The following is a 15,752-nucleotide window of genomic DNA, read 5'->3' on the forward strand; positions in this document are numbered from 1 at the left end:
GTTAACATATAAATAACGAATTATTTACTGTAGAGGTCGCTATGTCTCAGCCAATTACGCGTGAAAACTTTGATGAATGGATGATACCTGTTTACGCTCCGGCACCCTTTATACCGGTACGTGGCGAAGGTTCGCGCTTGTGGGATCAGCAGGGGAAAGAGTATATCGACTTTGCGGGTGGCATTGCGGTGAACGCGCTGGGCCATGCGCATCCGGAACTGCGTGAAGCGCTGAACGAACAGGCGAGTAAGTTCTGGCATACCGGCAACGGTTACACCAACGAGCCGGTACTGCGACTGGCGAAAAAATTGATCGACGCCACGTTTGCCGATCGCGTCTTCTTTTGTAACTCCGGTGCGGAAGCCAACGAAGCGGCGCTAAAACTGGCGCGTAAATTCGCTCACGACCGCTACGGCAGCCATAAGAGCGGCATCGTGGCGTTCAAAAATGCGTTTCATGGTCGCACGCTGTTTACTATCAGTGCGGGTGGGCAGCCAGCCTATTCACAGGATTTTGCGCCACTGCCGGCGGATATTCGTCATGCTGCATATAACGATATTAACTCTGCCAGCGCGCTGATTGACGACTCTACCTGTGCGGTGATTGTCGAACCCATCCAGGGGGAAGGTGGTGTGGTGCCAGCCAGCAACGCGTTTTTACAAGGTCTGCGTGAATTGTGTAACCGCCACAATGCGCTGTTGATTTTTGATGAAGTACAAACCGGCGTCGGGCGCACCGGGGAACTGTATGCCTATATGCACTACGGCGTGACGCCTGATCTGTTAACTACCGCCAAAGCGCTGGGCGGCGGTTTCCCGGTCGGTGCGTTGTTGGCAACCGAAGAGTGCGCCCGCGTGATGACCGTTGGCACTCATGGCACCACCTATGGCGGTAATCCGCTGGCCTCGGCGGTGGCAGGCAAAGTGCTGGAGCTCATCAACACACCAGAGATGCTTAATGGCGTTAAACAGCGTCACGACTGGTTTGTTGAGCGTCTTAATACTATTAATCACCGCTATGGTTTGTTCAGTGAAGTTCGCGGCTTAGGTTTGCTGATTGGCTGTGTACTGAATGCCGATTACGCCGGGCAAGCGAAACAGATCTCTCAGGAAGCGGCGAAAGCAGGCGTGATGGTACTGATTGCGGGTGGCAACGTGGTGCGTTTTGCGCCTGCGCTCAATGTCAGCGAAGAAGAGGTGACGACCGGACTGGATCGCTTTGCAGCTGCTTGCGAACACTTTGTTAGCCGAGGTTCATCATGATGGTCATCCGTCCCGTTGAGCGATCAGATGTCTCGGCGCTGATGCAGCTTGCCAGCAAAACGGGCGGCGGCCTGACGTCGCTTCCCGCCAATGAAGCCACGCTTTCGGCGCGTATCGAAAGGGCAATCAAAACCTGGCAAGGCGAACTGCCCAAAAGTGAGCAGGGCTATGTGTTCGTGCTGGAAGATAGCGAGACAGGCACCGTGGCGGGGATTTGTGCCATTGAGGTGGCGGTTGGGCTGAACGATCCCTGGTACAACTATCGCGTCGGCACGTTGGTTCACGCCTCAAAAGAGCTGAATGTCTATAACGCATTGCCGACGCTGTTTCTCAGTAACGATCACACCGGCAGCAGCGAGCTGTGCACGCTGTTTCTCGACCCGGACTGGCGCAAAGAGGGCAACGGCTATTTGCTGTCGAAATCGCGCTTTATGTTTATGGCGGCTTTTCGCGACAAGTTTAATGACAAAGTGGTTGCTGAAATGCGCGGGGTGATTGACGAACACGGCTATTCACCGTTCTGGCAAAGCCTCGGTAAACGCTTCTTTTCGATGGATTTTAGCCGCGCCGATTTTCTCTGCGGCACCGGGCAAAAGGCATTTATTGCAGAACTGATGCCGAAACATCCGATCTATACCCACTTTTTATCCCAGGAAGCCCAGGACGTCATCGGTCAGGTACATCCGCAAACCGCGCCTGCCCGCGCGGTGCTGGAGAAAGAAGGTTTTCGTTACCGCAACTATATCGACATCTTCGACGGCGGGCCAACGCTTGAGTGTGACATCGACCGCGTGCGCGCCATCCGTAAAAGTCGGCTGGTGGAAGTGGCAGAAGGGCAGCCTGCGCAGGGCGATTTTCCGGCCTGCCTGGTCGCCAATGAAAATTATCACCATTTCCGCGTGGTGCTGGTGCGTACCGATCCGGCAACCGAGCGTTTGATATTAACCGCCGCACAACTGGATGCCCTGAAATGCCACGCCGGGGATCGCGTTCGTCTGGTGCGCCTGTGCGCAGAGGAGAAAACAGCATGACTTTATGGATTAACGGTGACTGGATAACGGGCCAGGGCGCATTGCGTGTGAGGCGTAATCCGGTATCGGGCGAGGTGTTATGGCAGGGCAATGATGCCGATGCCGCTCAGGTCGAGCAGGCTTGTCGGGCAGCCCGTGCGGCGTTTCCTCGCTGGGCGCGGCTCTCATTTGCTGAACGTCAGGCCGTTGTCGAACGCTTTGCCGGATTGCTGGAAAGGAATAAAGGCGAATTAACCGCAATCATTGCCCGAGAAACCGGCAAGCCGCGCTGGGAAGCGGCAACCGAAGTGACGGCGATGATCAATAAAATCGCGATATCAATTAAGGCGTATCACGTTCGTACCGGCGAGCAGCGTAGCGAAATGCCGGACGGCGCGGCGAGCCTGCGACATCGCCCGCACGGCGTGCTGGCGGTGTTTGGGCCGTATAATTTCCCTGGTCATTTGCCGAACGGACATATCGTTCCGGCATTGCTGGCAGGTAACACCATTATCTTTAAACCCAGCGAACTGACACCGTGGAGTGGCGAAGCGGTAATGCGTTTATGGCAGCAGGCTGGCTTGCCGCCGGGCGTACTGAACCTGGTGCAGGGCGGGCGAGAAACGGGTCAGGCGCTGAGTGCGCTGGAGGATCTCGACGGTTTGCTGTTTACCGGTAGCGCCAATACCGGCTACCAGCTGCATCGCCAGCTCTCCGGTCAGCCGGAGAAAATTCTCGCCCTTGAGATGGGCGGTAATAATCCGCTAATTATCGATGAGGTGGCGGATATCGACGCGGCTGTCCATCTGACCATTCAGTCGGCGTTTGTCACAGCCGGGCAACGCTGCACCTGCGCCCGCCGTTTATTGCTCAAAAGCGGAGCGCAGGGCGATGCGTTTCTTGCTCGTCTGGTTGCCGTCAGCCAGCGATTAACGCCGGGCAACTGGGATGACGAACCGCAGCCGTTTATTGGCGGGCTGATTTCTGAACAGGTCGCACAGCAGGTGGTTACTGCCTGGCAGCAACTGGAAGCGATGGGCGGACGAACCCTGCTTGCGCCGCGCTTATTACAATCAGAGACATCGTTGCTGACGCCGGGGATCATTGAAATGACAGGCGTTGCTGGCGTACCAGATGAAGAGGTGTTCGGGCCGCTTTTGCGCGTCTGGCGTTATGATTCTTTCGAGGAAGCGATTCTAATGGCGAATAACACTCGCTTCGGACTCTCTTGCGGTCTGGTTTCCCCCGAGCGGGAAAAATTCGATCAACTGTTGCTGGAGGCGCGGGCGGGGATTGTTAACTGGAACAAACCGCTTACTGGTGCTGCCAGTACCGCGCCATTCGGCGGCATTGGTGCATCCGGTAACCATCGCCCCAGCGCCTGGTATGCCGCAGATTACTGCGCATGGCCTATGGCGAGCCTGGAGTCGGACTCGTTAACTTTGCCCGCAACGCTTAACCCCGGGCTGGATTTTTCCGATGAGGTGGTGCGATGAACGCCTGGGAAGTTAATTTCGACGGGCTGGTAGGGCTGACGCATCATTACGCGGGCCTGTCGTTTGGTAATGAAGCCTCTACCCGTCACCGTTTTCAGGTGTCTAACCCGCGACTGGCGGCGAAGCAGGGCTTACTGAAAATGAAAGCCCTTGCCGATGCGGGATTCCCCCAGGCCGTGATCCCGCCGCACGAGCGTCCGTTTATTCCGGTGCTGCGTCAGTTGGGATTCAGCGGTAGCGATGAGCAGGTACTGGAAAAAGTTGCACGCCAGGCACCGCACTGGCTTTCCAGCGTCAGCTCCGCTTCGCCAATGTGGGTAGCCAATGCGGCAACGATCGCGCCATCTGCCGATACGCTGGATGGCAAAGTGCATCTCACCGTTGCCAACCTGAACAATAAATTTCACCGTTCGCTGGAAGCGCCCGTCACTGAATCGCTGTTAAAAGCTATTTTTAACGACGAAGAGAAATTTAGCGTCCATTCGGCGTTGCCGCAGGTAGCGTTGCTCGGTGATGAGGGGGCGGCAAACCACAATCGTCTCGGCGGTCATTACGGTGAGCCGGGTATGCAGCTTTTTGTCTACGGGCGAGAAGAAGGCAATGATACCCGGCCTTCCCGTTATCCGGCGCGACAGACTCGCGAAGCCAGCGAGGCGGTGGCAAGGCTGAATCAGGTGAATCCCCAACAGGTGATTTTCGCCCAGCAAAACCCGGACGTTATCGACCAGGGCGTTTTTCATAATGACGTGATTGCCGTGAGTAACCGCCAGGTGCTGTTTTGCCACCAACAGGCGTTCGCTCGCCAGTCACAGTTACTGGCAAACCTGCGTGCGCGGGTCAATGGTTTTATGGCGATAGAAGTTCCGGCAACTCAGGTTTCCGTGTCTGATACGGTGTCTACCTATCTGTTTAACAGCCAACTGCTGAGCCGCGATGATGGTTCCATGATGTTGGTGCTGCCTCAGGAGTGTCGGGAACACGCCGGAGTATGGGGTTATCTCAATGAACTCCTTGCCGCTGACAACCCGATTAGCGAACTAAAAGTCTTTGATTTACGTGAAAGCATGGCGAATGGCGGCGGCCCGGCGTGCCTGCGGTTGCGGGTGGTATTGACAGAAGAAGAACGCCGGGCGGTGAATCCGGCGGTGATGATGAACGATACGCTGTTTAATGCGCTCAATGACTGGGTGGATCGTTACTACCGCGATCGCCTTACTGCTGCCGATCTGGCCGACCCGCAATTGCTGCGCGAAGGGCGGGAAGCACTGGATGTATTGAGCCAATTACTGAATCTCGGTTCGGTTTATCCGTTCCAGCGCGAGGGAGGGGGCAATGGATAATTTTCTTGCTCTGACCTTAACGGGTAAAAAACCGGTTATCACCGAGCGAGAAATCAACGGCGTTCGCTGGCGCTGGCTGGGCGATGGTGTGCTGGAACTGACGCCATTAACGCCACCGCAAGGCGCACTGGTGATTTCAGCGGGAATACACGGTAATGAGACGGCACCTGTGGAGATGCTGGACGCGTTGCTTGGCGCGATATCTCACGGCGAGATCCCGTTACGTTGGCGGTTGCTGGTGATCCTCGGGAATCCTCCTGCGCTGAAGCAAGGGAAACGTTATTGCCATAGCGATATGAATCGAATGTTTGGCGGTCGTTGGCAGCTATTTGCTGAAAGCCGAGAAACCTGTCGGGCGCGCGAACTGGAACAGTGCCTGGAAGATTTTTATGACCAGGGCAAAGAATCTGTGCGCTGGCACCTTGATCTACATACCGCAATTCGTGGCTCCTTGCATCCGCAGTTCGGTGTATTACCGCAACGCGACATTCCCTGGGACGAGAAATTTCTGACGTGGCTGGGTGCGGCGGGGCTGGAGGCGCTGGTGTTCCATCAGGAACCTGGTGGTACGTTTACCCATTTCAGCGCCAGACATTTTGGCGCGCTGGCCTGTACGCTGGAACTTGGCAAAGCGTTGCCCTTTGGGCAAAACGATCTTCGCCAGTTTGCAGTAACTGCCAGCGCAATTGCTGCGCTGCTATCTGGTGAGAGTGTCGGTATCGTGAGAACACCGCCGCTCCGTTATCGGGTGGTTTCGCAAATTACTCGCCACTCGCCGTCCTTCGAAATGCATATGGCAAGTGACACGCTGAATTTTATGCCGTTTGAGAAAGGAACATTGCTGGCGCAGGACGGAGAGGAACGTTTTACCGTAACCCATGATGTAGAGTATGTGTTATTCCCTAATCCGTTGGTAGCGTTGGGATTACGCGCGGGATTAATGCTCGAAAAAATAAGCTAATACTTACCCGCAGAAATCATTCTGCGGGTATTAAGTTGCTTTCTTATAAATTAATACAGATTAATCCTGGTTATTTGCTTTATTTATCACCAGTCATCCGGTATAGTTCTTCATAATCTCTGCAAAATCATCGTGTTGTAATATTCTCTCATCACTCTCCATCAAATTTTCTTTTTTTCTCCATAATTGGCGCAAAAGTGTTTTTTACACTTTCATTGTTTTACCGTTGCTCTGATTAATTGACGCTAAAGTCAGTAAAGTTAATCTCGTCAACACGGCACGCTACTTAAGAAAGCCGTAATAAATAACTGAAAGGAAGGATATAGAATATGCGTAAATTAACTGCACTGTTTGTTGCCTCTACCCTGGCTCTTGGCGCGGCTAACCTGGCCCATGCCGCAGACACCACTACCGCAGCACCGGCTGACGCGAAGCCGATGATGCACCACAAAGGCAAGTTCGGTCCGCATCAGGACATGATGTTCAAAGACCTGAACCTGACCGACGCGCAGAAACAGCAGATCCGCGAAATCATGAAAGGCCAGCGTGACCAGATGAAACGTCCGCCGCTGGAAGAACGCCGCGCAATGCATGACATCATTGCCAGCGATACCTTCGATAAAGTAAAAGCTGAAGCGCAGATCGCAAAAATGGAAGAACAGCGCAAAGCTAACATGCTGGCGCACATGGAAACCCAGAACAAAATTTACAACATCCTGACGCCGGAACAGAAAAAGCAATTTAATGCTAATTTTGAGAAGCGTCTGACAGAACGTCCAGCGGCAAAAGGTAAAATGCCTGCAACTGCTGAATAATCTTTCAGCCAAAAAACTTAAGACCGCCGGTCTTGTCCACTACCTTGCAGTAATGCGGTGGACAGGATCGGCGGTTTTCTTTTCTCTTCTCAAACAGTTGTAAAAAAAGCCTGATCACCACTAACGTAAATCACCCGAGTTGCCGATAACCATCCACGGTTACCTGAACGATAACAATGAAAAGAACGGGCCGGGAGCGAGTATGGAATACTTTGATATGCGTAAAATGTCGGTGAATCTGTGGCGAAATGCTGCCGGTGAAACGCGCGAAATTTGCACGTTCCCACCGGCAAAACGTGATTTTTACTGGCGTGCCAGCATTGCATCCATCGCGGCGAATGGGGAGTTTTCTTTGTTTCCCGGCATGGAAAGGATAGTGACGTTGCTGGAAGGCGGCGAGATGCTCCTTGAAAGCGCAGACCGCTTTAACCATACCTTAAAACCGTTCCAGCCTTTTGCCTTTGCAGCGGACCAGGTGGTAAAAGCGAAACTGACGGCAGGGCAGATGTCGATGGATTTCAACATCATGACACGCCTGGATGTCTGTAAGGCGAAAGTCAGAATTGCCGAACGAACGTTTACTACCTTTGGCTCACGCGGCGGGGTGGTGTTTGTGATTAACGGGGCGTGGCAACTGGGCGATAAATTGCTCACTACCGACCAGGGCGCGTGCTGGTTCGATGGCAGGCACACCCTGCGGCTTTTACAACCGCAAGGTAAACTGTTGTTCAGTGAAATCAACTGGCTCGCTGGTCATTCGCCGGATCAAGTTCAGTAATTTCATAGTTACCGGAAAGCAGCGGCTTACAAAGAATTTTATAACCGTCGTGATCAAACCCGGCGGGTGTCCGAATTAACGTTGTCGCTTCTTCCAGCGAATTAACCGCCCCCAGCCACAGCCAGTTTTGAATAATATGATATTGAGTCATTTCCGGGTGCTGTTCTTTCAGCGCCACCGCCCCTTGCCAAGGCCAACACACCACCCGCAAACGCTCCAGAGACTGGCGCAAGCGTAGCGCATGTTCCTCATGGCTCTCTTTACCGCAGCATGCTCCGGCGCAACGTTTTAGCGCTGAACGAAAACATGCACGACCGCGACTTAACGGTTCCAGTCCCAGCAGGCCATAACAAAGTTTTTGTTCATCAGCGATGGTCTGCAATGCTTGCAAAGCTGCGCGCCTATTGGCAAACAGGCCAAACAGGTTGGGGGCTCGTGAAAAATCCACCTCTTTGGCATACACCACATCGACGCGCTTTTCATTTAATTGCAGGGCACAGAGCTGGCGATTGCGGCGCAACCGTTTATTAAACAGCGGCTGTTGTTCTTTGATTAATCGCGCTTCAAGGAGCAGAGCGCCGATTTCACCGGCGGTACATATCCAGCTGATCCGTCGGGATTGCCGTAGCATGGCGGCTTCATCCGGGGTACGTAAATGAGAAAGGACGCGGCTGCGGATGTTAACGCTTTTGCCGATATAGAGCGGCATGGTGTCACTTTCACCATGAAACAGATACACCCCTGGTCGGGTGGGTAAGTCATTAAGGAATGAACGTAAATGTTCGGGATATTCATAAATTGCCGCAGCTTCAAATTCGAGCCGCGGAGAAGTTAAACGCCGTACCACTGTTGACTCCGAATGCTGGTTATCTATCCAGTGTAACAGGCGGGAAGCGATTAAAAAAGAGGCGGGTCGATGACAAAGGTTACACCGTCTGACGTGCTACGCCTGTCAGGCCTATTCGACTCCTGCAATGTATTGAATTTGCATAGTTTTATAGGTCGAATAAGGCGTTCACGCCGCATCCGGCGTGAACAAATTACTCTTTTTCGCACAATCCAATATGTGCAAATTATTACTTTTTCCAGAAATCATCGAAAACGGTAATTGGCGGACGGCGTTTATGTTCGGTTTTCAGATACCAGTTCTCTATTGTTCTGGCGACCTGTTGAGGTACGTTTTTCCCTTCCAGATAGTCGTCGATATTGTCATAGGTCACGCCGAGTGCCACTTCATCTGGCAGAGAAGGGCGATCATCTTCCAGATCGGCCGTTGGCGCTTTCTTATAAAGGTGTTCCGGGCAAGCTAATGCCGCCAGTAACTGTTTACCCTGACGTTTGTTGAGACGATACAGCGGATTAATGTCCGTACCGCCGTCACCATATTTAGTGAAGAATCCGGTAATGGCTTCTGCTGCATGATCGGTGCCCACCACGACACCGCTGGTCATACCCGCAATGCTATATTGTGCTTTCATCCGCTCACGCGCTTTTTCATTGCCACGGACAAAATCGCTCAGTTCAATGCCTGCTTCCCGCAATGCCTGTTCGCTGGCCAATACCGCGCCCTTGATATTAACGGTTAATACGCGATCCGGTTGAATAAAGGCAATGGCATCCTGGCAATCTTGTTCGTCGGCCTGAACACCATAGGGCAGGCGTACGGCAATAAATTGCAGTGATTCGTTGCCGGTTTCCAGGCGCAGCTCATTAATCGCCATCTGGCACAGCTTTCCGGCAAGCGTGGAGTCCTGACCGCCGCTGATCCCGAGCACCAGTGATTTAATGAACGGATAAGTTTGCAGGTAGCTTTTCAGAAAATCGACACTACGACGAATTTCCTCTTCAGCATTAATCTGCGGTTTTGCGCCCAGCGCCTTTATTATTTGTTGTTGCAATGTCATTGAACCCCTCCAGACAGAAAAGACAAAACTTCCTTAAAGCTAACCCGTTGCTACTGAAACGACAAGCGACAGCGGGCTGAATGGTGGTTAAAACGTCATACAGGAATCCTCTGAAAGCGGAGCCGTTTCGTTCACGGGCTTGAAAAAGCGCCCAATGTATTCCAGGCTTATCTAACACGCTGATAAACAAGAGGACGGAATATGAACAAGAATATGGCAGGAATTCTGAGTGCAGCGGCGGTATTAACCATGCTGGCGGGTTGTACGGCTTATGATCGTACCAAAGACCAGTTTGTACAGCCTGTGGTGAAAGACGTCAAAAAAGGCATGAGCCGGGCGCAGGTTGCACAAATTGCGGGTAAACCTTCGTCTGAAGTGAGCATGATCCATGCTCGCGGTACTTGCCAGACCTACATCCTGGGTCAACGTGATGGTAAAGCAGAAACCTACTTTGTCGCGTTAGATGATACCGGACATGTCATCAACTCCGGTTATCAGACCTGTGCTGAATACGACACTGATCCACAGGCTGCGAAGTAATCAATTCGTCTGAAAGCTTGAGTAACAACGGAAACCGGCCATTGCGCCGGTTTTTTTTGGCCTGAGTTCTTAATTATCTTCGCGAATTATTTGCCCGAAATGTGAAGAGGGTCATAACCACAGGTCAAGGAGAAACAATTTATTAGGTCAAAGAAATACTATTGCTCAGGTCTATACCGTATACTCCTTTCAGCCACAAAAAAAGTCATGTTGGTTTCGCAAGTTACCCAGAGCATGGAAGCAGGTTAAGGCTTGCGGAGTGTCTGGCTGACAGATAATCGTCGATGAGGGCAGTTTTATGGAAAAGAAACACATTTATCTGTTTTGTTCTGCGGGCATGTCTACCTCTTTACTGGTATCAAAAATGCGCGCACAGGCAGAAAAATATGAAGTTCCGGTCATTATTGAAGCATTTCCGGAAACACTGGCTGGTGAAAAAGGTCAGAATGCCGATGTCGTGTTATTAGGGCCGCAGATTGCTTATATGTTGCCCGAAATCCAGCGTTTGTTACCCAACAAACCGGTTGAAGTAATTGACTCGCTGCTTTATGGCAAAGTCGATGGTTTAGGCGTGCTTAAGGCTGCGGTTGCAGCGATTAAAAAAGCCGCAGCAAATTAATTTATTTTAAATTTTCCCGTCAAAGAGTTATTTCATAAATCAATACCGCAATATTTAAATTGCGGTTTTTAAGGGTATTTTTCTATGAGTAATGTTATTGCATCGCTTGAAAAGGTACTCCTCCCTTTTGCAGTTAAAATAGGAAAGCAGCCACACGTTAATGCAATCAAAAATGGCTTTATTCGCTTAATGCCGTTAACCCTTGCGGGGGCCATGTTTGTATTAATTAACAACGTTTTTCTAAGCTTTGGGGAGGGGTCGTTTTTTTATTCCTTAGGTATTCGCCTCGACGCCTCAACCATTGAAACACTTAATGGTCTGAAAGGTATTGGCGGCAACGTATATAACGGAACATTAGGAATAATGTCTTTAATGGCACCGTTCTTTATTGGCATGGCGCTGGCAGAAGAGCGTAAAGTCGATGCGCTGGCGGCTGGGTTGTTATCCGTTGCAGCATTTATGACCGTCACCCCATATAGTGTCGGTGAGGCCTATGCGGTTGGTGCAAACTGGTTAGGTGGGGCGAATATCATCTCCGGGATTATTATTGGCCTGGTGGTGGCAGAAATGTTTACCTTTATTGTCCGCCGCAATTGGGTCATTAAACTGCCCGACAGCGTACCTGCTTCAGTATCGCGTTCCTTCTCGGCATTAATTCCCGGCTTTATTATTCTTTCCGTGATGGGGATTATTGCCTGGGCGTTGAATACCTGGGGCACCAACTTCCATCAGATCATTATGGATACCATCTCAACCCCACTGGCATCGTTGGGTAGCGTGGTGGGCTGGGCCTATGTGATCTTTGTTCCACTGCTCTGGTTCTTCGGTATTCATGGCGCGCTGGCGCTGACCGCACTGGACAACGGCATTATGACGCCGTGGGCACTGGAAAATATCGCGACCTATCAGCAATATGGTTCCGTCGAAGCGGCGCTGGCAGCCGGTAAGACCTTCCATATCTGGGCCAAGCCGATGCTGGACTCCTTTATTTTCCTTGGGGGCAGTGGTGCGACTTTAGGCCTGATCCTGGCTATCTTTATCGCCTCTCGCCGTGCTGATTATCGTCAGGTGGCAAAACTGGCGCTGCCGTCCGGCATCTTCCAGATTAACGAACCGATTCTGTTTGGTCTGCCAATTATCATGAACCCGGTGATGTTTATCCCGTTTGTACTGGTACAACCGATTCTGGCGGCAATCACCCTCGCAGCGTACTACATGGGCATTATTCCTCCGGTGACCAATATTGCACCGTGGACCATGCCAACCGGTCTGGGAGCCTTCTTTAACACCAACGGTAGCGTCGCCGCATTGCTGGTCGCACTCTTCAACCTTGGCATCGCAACGTTAATTTATCTGCCCTTTGTTGTGGTGGCTAACAAAGCACAAAATGCGATTGATAAAGAAGAGAGCGAAGAAGATATCGCTAACGCCCTGAAATTTTAATCGATGCCGGTACGGGTAATCGTGCCGGTAAGAAAAGAGAGGAACGATGTATGATGGATCTCGATAACATTCCCGATACGCAAACGGAAGCTGAAGAGCTGGAAGAAGTGGTGATGGGGCTGATCATCAACTCCGGACAAGCGCGCAGCCTGGCGTATGCGGCACTGAAACAGGCGAAGCAGGGCGATTTTGCCGCAGCAAAAGCCATGATGGATCAGTCACGGATGGCATTGAATGAAGCGCATCTGGTACAGACGAAACTGATTGAAGGCGATGCGGGCGAAGGTAAGATGAAAGTGAGTCTGGTGCTGGTCCACGCTCAGGATCATTTAATGACGTCCATGCTTGCGCGTGAACTGATTACTGAATTAATTGAGCTTCATGAAAAACTGAAGGCATAAGGAGTCGATGATGCAGCCAGTGATTAACGCGCCGGAAATTGCCACTGCCCGAGAACAGCAGTTGTTTAATGGCAAAAACTTCCATGTGTTTATCTATAACAAAACTGAGAGTATCAGCGGACTGCATCAGCACGACTATTATGAATTTACTCTGGTATTAACCGGGCGTTATTTCCAGGAGATTAACGGTAAGCGCGTGTTACTGGAACGGGGCGATTTTGTTTTTATTCCGTTAGGTTCGCACCATCAAAGTTTTTATGAGTTTGGTGCCACGCGCATATTGAACGTTGGGATCAGTAAACGCTTTTTTGAGCAGCATTACCTGCCATTGTTGCCTTATTGCTTTGTCGCTTCGCAGGTATACCGGACCAATAACGCTTTTCTCACCTATGTGGAAACAGTGATTTCTTCATTGAATTTCCGCGAAACAGGGCTGGAAGAGTTTGTTGAGATGGTTACTTTTTATGTCATTAACCGTTTACGTCATTACCGCGAAGAACAGGTGATTGATGATGTACCGCAGTGGCTGAAAAGTACGGTAGAAAAGATGCATGATAAAGAGCAGTTTAGTGAATCGGCGCTGGAGAATATGGTGACGTTGTCAGCCAAATCACAGGAATATTTGACGCGAGCGACTCAACGATATTATGGCAAAACGCCAATGCAGATTATTAATGAAATCCGTATTAATTTTGCCAAAAAACAACTGGAAATGACCAACTATTCAGTGACGGATATTGCGTTTGAGGCCGGTTATAGTAGCCCGAGTTTGTTTATTAAAACGTTTAAGAAATTAACGTCCTTTACGCCTAAGAGCTATCGTAAGAAATTGACTGAATTTAATCAGTAAGTCGTTATACCTGACAATTCACATATCTGTCCTGTTGCTGGATTATTTATGTCCGGGGGGGCAGATATGCCAGATATCAGTATTCTGTACTGAAGGGAGAAATTATGAGCCAGAAATTAAAAGTCGTCACTATTGGTGGCGGGAGCAGCTATACCCCGGAGTTACTGGAAGGATTTATTAAGCGTTATCACGAATTGCCGGTCAGCGAATTATGGCTGGTGGATGTCGAAGGTGGTAAAGCGAAACTGGATATTATTTTCGATCTCTGCCAACGGATGATTGATAACGCTGGCGTCCCGATGAAGCTTTATAAAACGCTGGATCGCCGCGAAGCATTGAAAGATGCTGATTTCGTTACTACCCAACTGCGCGTTGGCCAATTACCGGCGCGTGAACTGGATGAACGTATTCCATTAAGTCATGGTTATCTTGGTCAGGAAACCAACGGCGCGGGCGGTTTGTTTAAAGGTCTGCGTACCATTCCGGTGATTTTTGACATCGTAAAAGATGTCGAAGAACTTTGTCCGAATGCATGGGTGATTAACTTCACTAACCCGGCGGGAATGGTCACTGAAGCCGTTTATCGTCATACCGGATTTAAACGCTTTATCGGCGTGTGTAATATTCCGATCGGCATGAAGATGTTTATTCGCGATGTTCTGATGCTGAAAGACAGCGATGATTTATCTATCGATTTGTTCGGCCTCAACCATATGGTGTTCATTAAGGATGTGCTGGTAAATGGCAAGTCGCGCTTTGCCGAATTGCTTGATGGTGTGGCGTCAGGGCAGTTAAAAGCGTCCTCTGTAAAAAATATTTTCGATCTGCCATTTAGTGAGGGCTTAATTCGTTCGTTGAATCTGCTGCCATGTTCTTATCTGCTGTATTACTTCAAGCAGAAAGAGATGCTGGCTATTGAAATGGGCGAATACTACAAAGGCGGCGCACGAGCGCAGGTAGTACAGAAAGTCGAGAAACAACTTTTTGAGCTGTATAAAAACCCGGAGTTGAAAGTTAAGCCGAAAGAACTGGAACAGCGCGGTGGGGCTTATTACTCTGATGCAGCGTGCGAAGTGATCAACGCTATCTACAACGACAAGCAAGCAGAACATTACGTTAATATCCCGCATCATGGGCATATTGATAATATTCCGGCAGACTGGGCGGTAGAAATGACCTGTAAGCTGGGGCGCGATGGCGCGACGCCACATCCGCGCATTACGCATTTCGATGATAAAGTGATGGGGCTGATTCACACCATTAAAGGCTTCGAGATTGCTGCCAGCAACGCCGCACTTAGCGGAGAATTTAACGATGTGTTACTGGCGCTAAACCTTAGTCCGTTGGTGCATTCCGATCGCGATGCTGAGCTGCTGGCACGCGAGATGATTCTGGCGCACGAGAAATGGCTGCCAAACTTTGCCGACTGCATCGCAGAGCTTAAAAAAGCACATTAACCGAGGCTGATTATGGAACGCTTACTGATTGTTAATGCCGATGATTTTGGCTTAAGCAAAGGTCAGAACTACGGCATTATCGAGGCCTGTCGCAATGGGATTGTCACGTCGACGACGGCGCTGGTGAATGGGCAGGCTATTGACCATGCGGTGCAGTTGAGTCGTGATGAACCGAGTCTGGCCATAGGGATGCACTTTGTCCTTACTATGGGTAAGCCACTGACAGCTATGCCGGGGTTAACCCGCGATGGTGTGCTGGGAAAATGGATCTGGCAGTTGGCAGAAGAAGATGCTTTACCGCTGGAAGAAATTACTCAGGAGCTTGCCAGTCAGTATTTGCGTTTCATTGAGCTATTTGGACGCAAACCTACGCATCTTGATAGCCATCATCATGTGCATATGTTCCCGCAGATTTTCCCGATTGTTGCCAGGTTTGCGGCAGAGCAGGGCATTGCGTTGCGGGCGGATCGTCAGATGGCGTTTGATTTGCCGGTCAACCTGCGCACTACCCAGGGATTCAGCAGTGCATTCTACGGTGAAGAGATCAGTGAGTCGCTGTTCCTGCAAGTGCTGGATGACGCAGGCCATCGGGGTGATCGTTCGCTGGAGGTGATGTGTCATCCGGCGTTTATCGATAATACTATCCGTCAGAGTGCTTACTGTTTTCCACGCTTAACGGAGCTGGATGTGTTGACATCAGCGTCGTTGAAAGGTGCTATCGCTCAGCGTGGTTATCGGTTGGGGAGTTATCGGGATGTGTAAGTGAGGATGTTTGCCAGATGCGGCGTGAACCTTGCATCCGGCGATTAATTCCTACAAAGGCGGCGTAACTGCGCCGCTTGAGACTGCTGACAAACGCAAAACTGCCTGATGCGC

At 50.8% G+C, this 15,752-nt stretch carries 16 protein-coding genes; 14 read left to right on the top strand and 2 right to left on the bottom strand.

The window, feature by feature from the left end; genetic code table 11:
- Nucleotides 1-41: 41 nt before the first annotated feature.
- From astC to ves, 7 genes are all read left to right on the top strand, one after another.
- Nucleotides 42-1,262: a succinylornithine/acetylornithine transaminase gene (gene astC, locus AB4H76_RS10725; RefSeq protein ID WP_077491779.1), complete on the top strand. Its 1,221-nt coding sequence runs from the start codon at nucleotides 42-44 to the stop codon at nucleotides 1,260-1,262.
- On the top strand, nucleotides 1,259-2,293 hold the full coding sequence (astA, locus tag AB4H76_RS10730; protein ID WP_000989419.1) for an arginine N-succinyltransferase: 1,035 nt from the start codon (nucleotides 1,259-1,261) through the stop codon (nucleotides 2,291-2,293). Before astC ends, astA begins: the two co-directional genes overlap by 4 nt.
- Nucleotides 2,290-3,768, top strand: coding sequence for a succinylglutamate-semialdehyde dehydrogenase (gene astD, locus AB4H76_RS10735; protein WP_085452669.1), 1,479 nt, complete (start codon nucleotides 2,290-2,292; stop codon nucleotides 3,766-3,768). The genes astA and astD overlap by 4 nt, the downstream gene beginning before the upstream one ends.
- Nucleotides 3,765-5,108 carry an N-succinylarginine dihydrolase gene (astB, locus tag AB4H76_RS10740; RefSeq protein WP_000994973.1) on the top strand — a complete coding sequence of 448 codons (1,344 nt, stop codon included), beginning with the start codon at nucleotides 3,765-3,767 and terminating at the stop codon, nucleotides 5,106-5,108. Before astD ends, astB begins: the two co-directional genes overlap by 4 nt.
- Nucleotides 5,101-6,069 carry a succinylglutamate desuccinylase gene (astE, locus tag AB4H76_RS10745; RefSeq protein ID WP_077492811.1) on the top strand — a complete coding sequence of 323 codons (969 nt, stop codon included), beginning with the start codon at nucleotides 5,101-5,103 and terminating at the stop codon, nucleotides 6,067-6,069. Before astB ends, astE begins: the two co-directional genes overlap by 8 nt.
- Before the next feature lie 329 nt (nucleotides 6,070-6,398).
- Nucleotides 6,399-6,884, top strand: a complete 486-nt coding sequence (gene spy / locus AB4H76_RS10750) for an ATP-independent periplasmic protein-refolding chaperone Spy (protein ID WP_001228984.1) — start codon at nucleotides 6,399-6,401, stop codon at nucleotides 6,882-6,884.
- A 202-nt stretch (nucleotides 6,885-7,086) separates the two neighbouring features.
- A complete protein-coding gene (gene ves, locus AB4H76_RS10755; RefSeq protein ID WP_001300480.1) occupies nucleotides 7,087-7,662 on the top strand; it encodes an environmental stress-induced protein Ves in 576 nt (191 codons plus the stop codon).
- Here ves and cho read toward each other — a convergent pair.
- The gene (gene cho, locus AB4H76_RS10760; RefSeq protein ID WP_000252397.1) at nucleotides 7,622-8,509 is read right to left on the bottom strand and encodes an excinuclease Cho; all 888 of its coding nucleotides are present in this window, start codon (nucleotides 8,507-8,509) and stop codon (nucleotides 7,622-7,624) included. The two genes, ves and cho, sit on opposite strands and share 41 nt — an antisense overlap.
- 229 nt (nucleotides 8,510-8,738) lie before the next feature.
- The gene (nadE, locus tag AB4H76_RS10765; protein WP_000175026.1) at nucleotides 8,739-9,566 is read right to left on the bottom strand and encodes an ammonia-dependent NAD(+) synthetase; all 828 of its coding nucleotides are present in this window, start codon (nucleotides 9,564-9,566) and stop codon (nucleotides 8,739-8,741) included.
- Nucleotides 9,567-9,767: 201 nt separating this feature from the next.
- Here nadE and osmE point away from each other — a divergent pair, with 201 nt between their 5' ends.
- The 7 genes from osmE (at nucleotide 9,768) to chbG (ending at nucleotide 15,638) form a co-directional block, all read left to right on the top strand.
- Nucleotides 9,768-10,106 carry an osmotically-inducible lipoprotein OsmE gene (gene osmE / locus AB4H76_RS10770; protein ID WP_001039044.1) on the top strand — a complete coding sequence of 113 codons (339 nt, stop codon included), beginning with the start codon at nucleotides 9,768-9,770 and terminating at the stop codon, nucleotides 10,104-10,106.
- 298 nt (nucleotides 10,107-10,404) lie between these two features.
- A complete protein-coding gene (gene chbB / locus AB4H76_RS10775) occupies nucleotides 10,405-10,725 on the top strand; it encodes a PTS N,N'-diacetylchitobiose transporter subunit IIB (RefSeq protein ID WP_000412169.1) in 321 nt (106 codons plus the stop codon).
- 84 nt (nucleotides 10,726-10,809) lie between these two features.
- Nucleotides 10,810-12,168 (top strand): PTS N,N'-diacetylchitobiose transporter subunit IIC, encoded by a 1,359-nt coding sequence (gene chbC / locus AB4H76_RS10780; RefSeq protein WP_000073041.1) that lies wholly within the window; start codon nucleotides 10,810-10,812, stop codon nucleotides 12,166-12,168.
- A 50-nt stretch (nucleotides 12,169-12,218) separates the two neighbouring features.
- Nucleotides 12,219-12,569: a PTS N,N'-diacetylchitobiose transporter subunit IIA gene (gene chbA, locus AB4H76_RS10785; protein WP_000968919.1), complete on the top strand. Its 351-nt coding sequence runs from the start codon at nucleotides 12,219-12,221 to the stop codon at nucleotides 12,567-12,569.
- A 7-nt stretch (nucleotides 12,570-12,576) separates the two neighbouring features.
- Nucleotides 12,577-13,419, top strand: a complete 843-nt coding sequence (gene chbR / locus AB4H76_RS10790; RefSeq protein WP_000983653.1) for a transcriptional regulator ChbR — start codon at nucleotides 12,577-12,579, stop codon at nucleotides 13,417-13,419.
- Nucleotides 13,420-13,523: 104 nt separating this feature from the next.
- Nucleotides 13,524-14,876, top strand: coding sequence for a 6-phospho-beta-glucosidase (gene celF, locus AB4H76_RS10795; RefSeq protein ID WP_000078754.1), 1,353 nt, complete (start codon nucleotides 13,524-13,526; stop codon nucleotides 14,874-14,876).
- Nucleotides 14,877-14,888: 12 nt separating this feature from the next.
- Nucleotides 14,889-15,638, top strand: coding sequence for a chitin disaccharide deacetylase (gene chbG, locus AB4H76_RS10800; RefSeq protein WP_000440458.1), 750 nt, complete (start codon nucleotides 14,889-14,891; stop codon nucleotides 15,636-15,638).
- The last annotated feature ends 114 nt before the right edge of the window (nucleotides 15,639-15,752 follow it).

This window comes from Escherichia sp. UTM R2 (assembly GCF_048593455.1).
GTDB lineage: Bacteria > Pseudomonadota > Gammaproteobacteria > Enterobacterales > Enterobacteriaceae > Escherichia > Escherichia coli.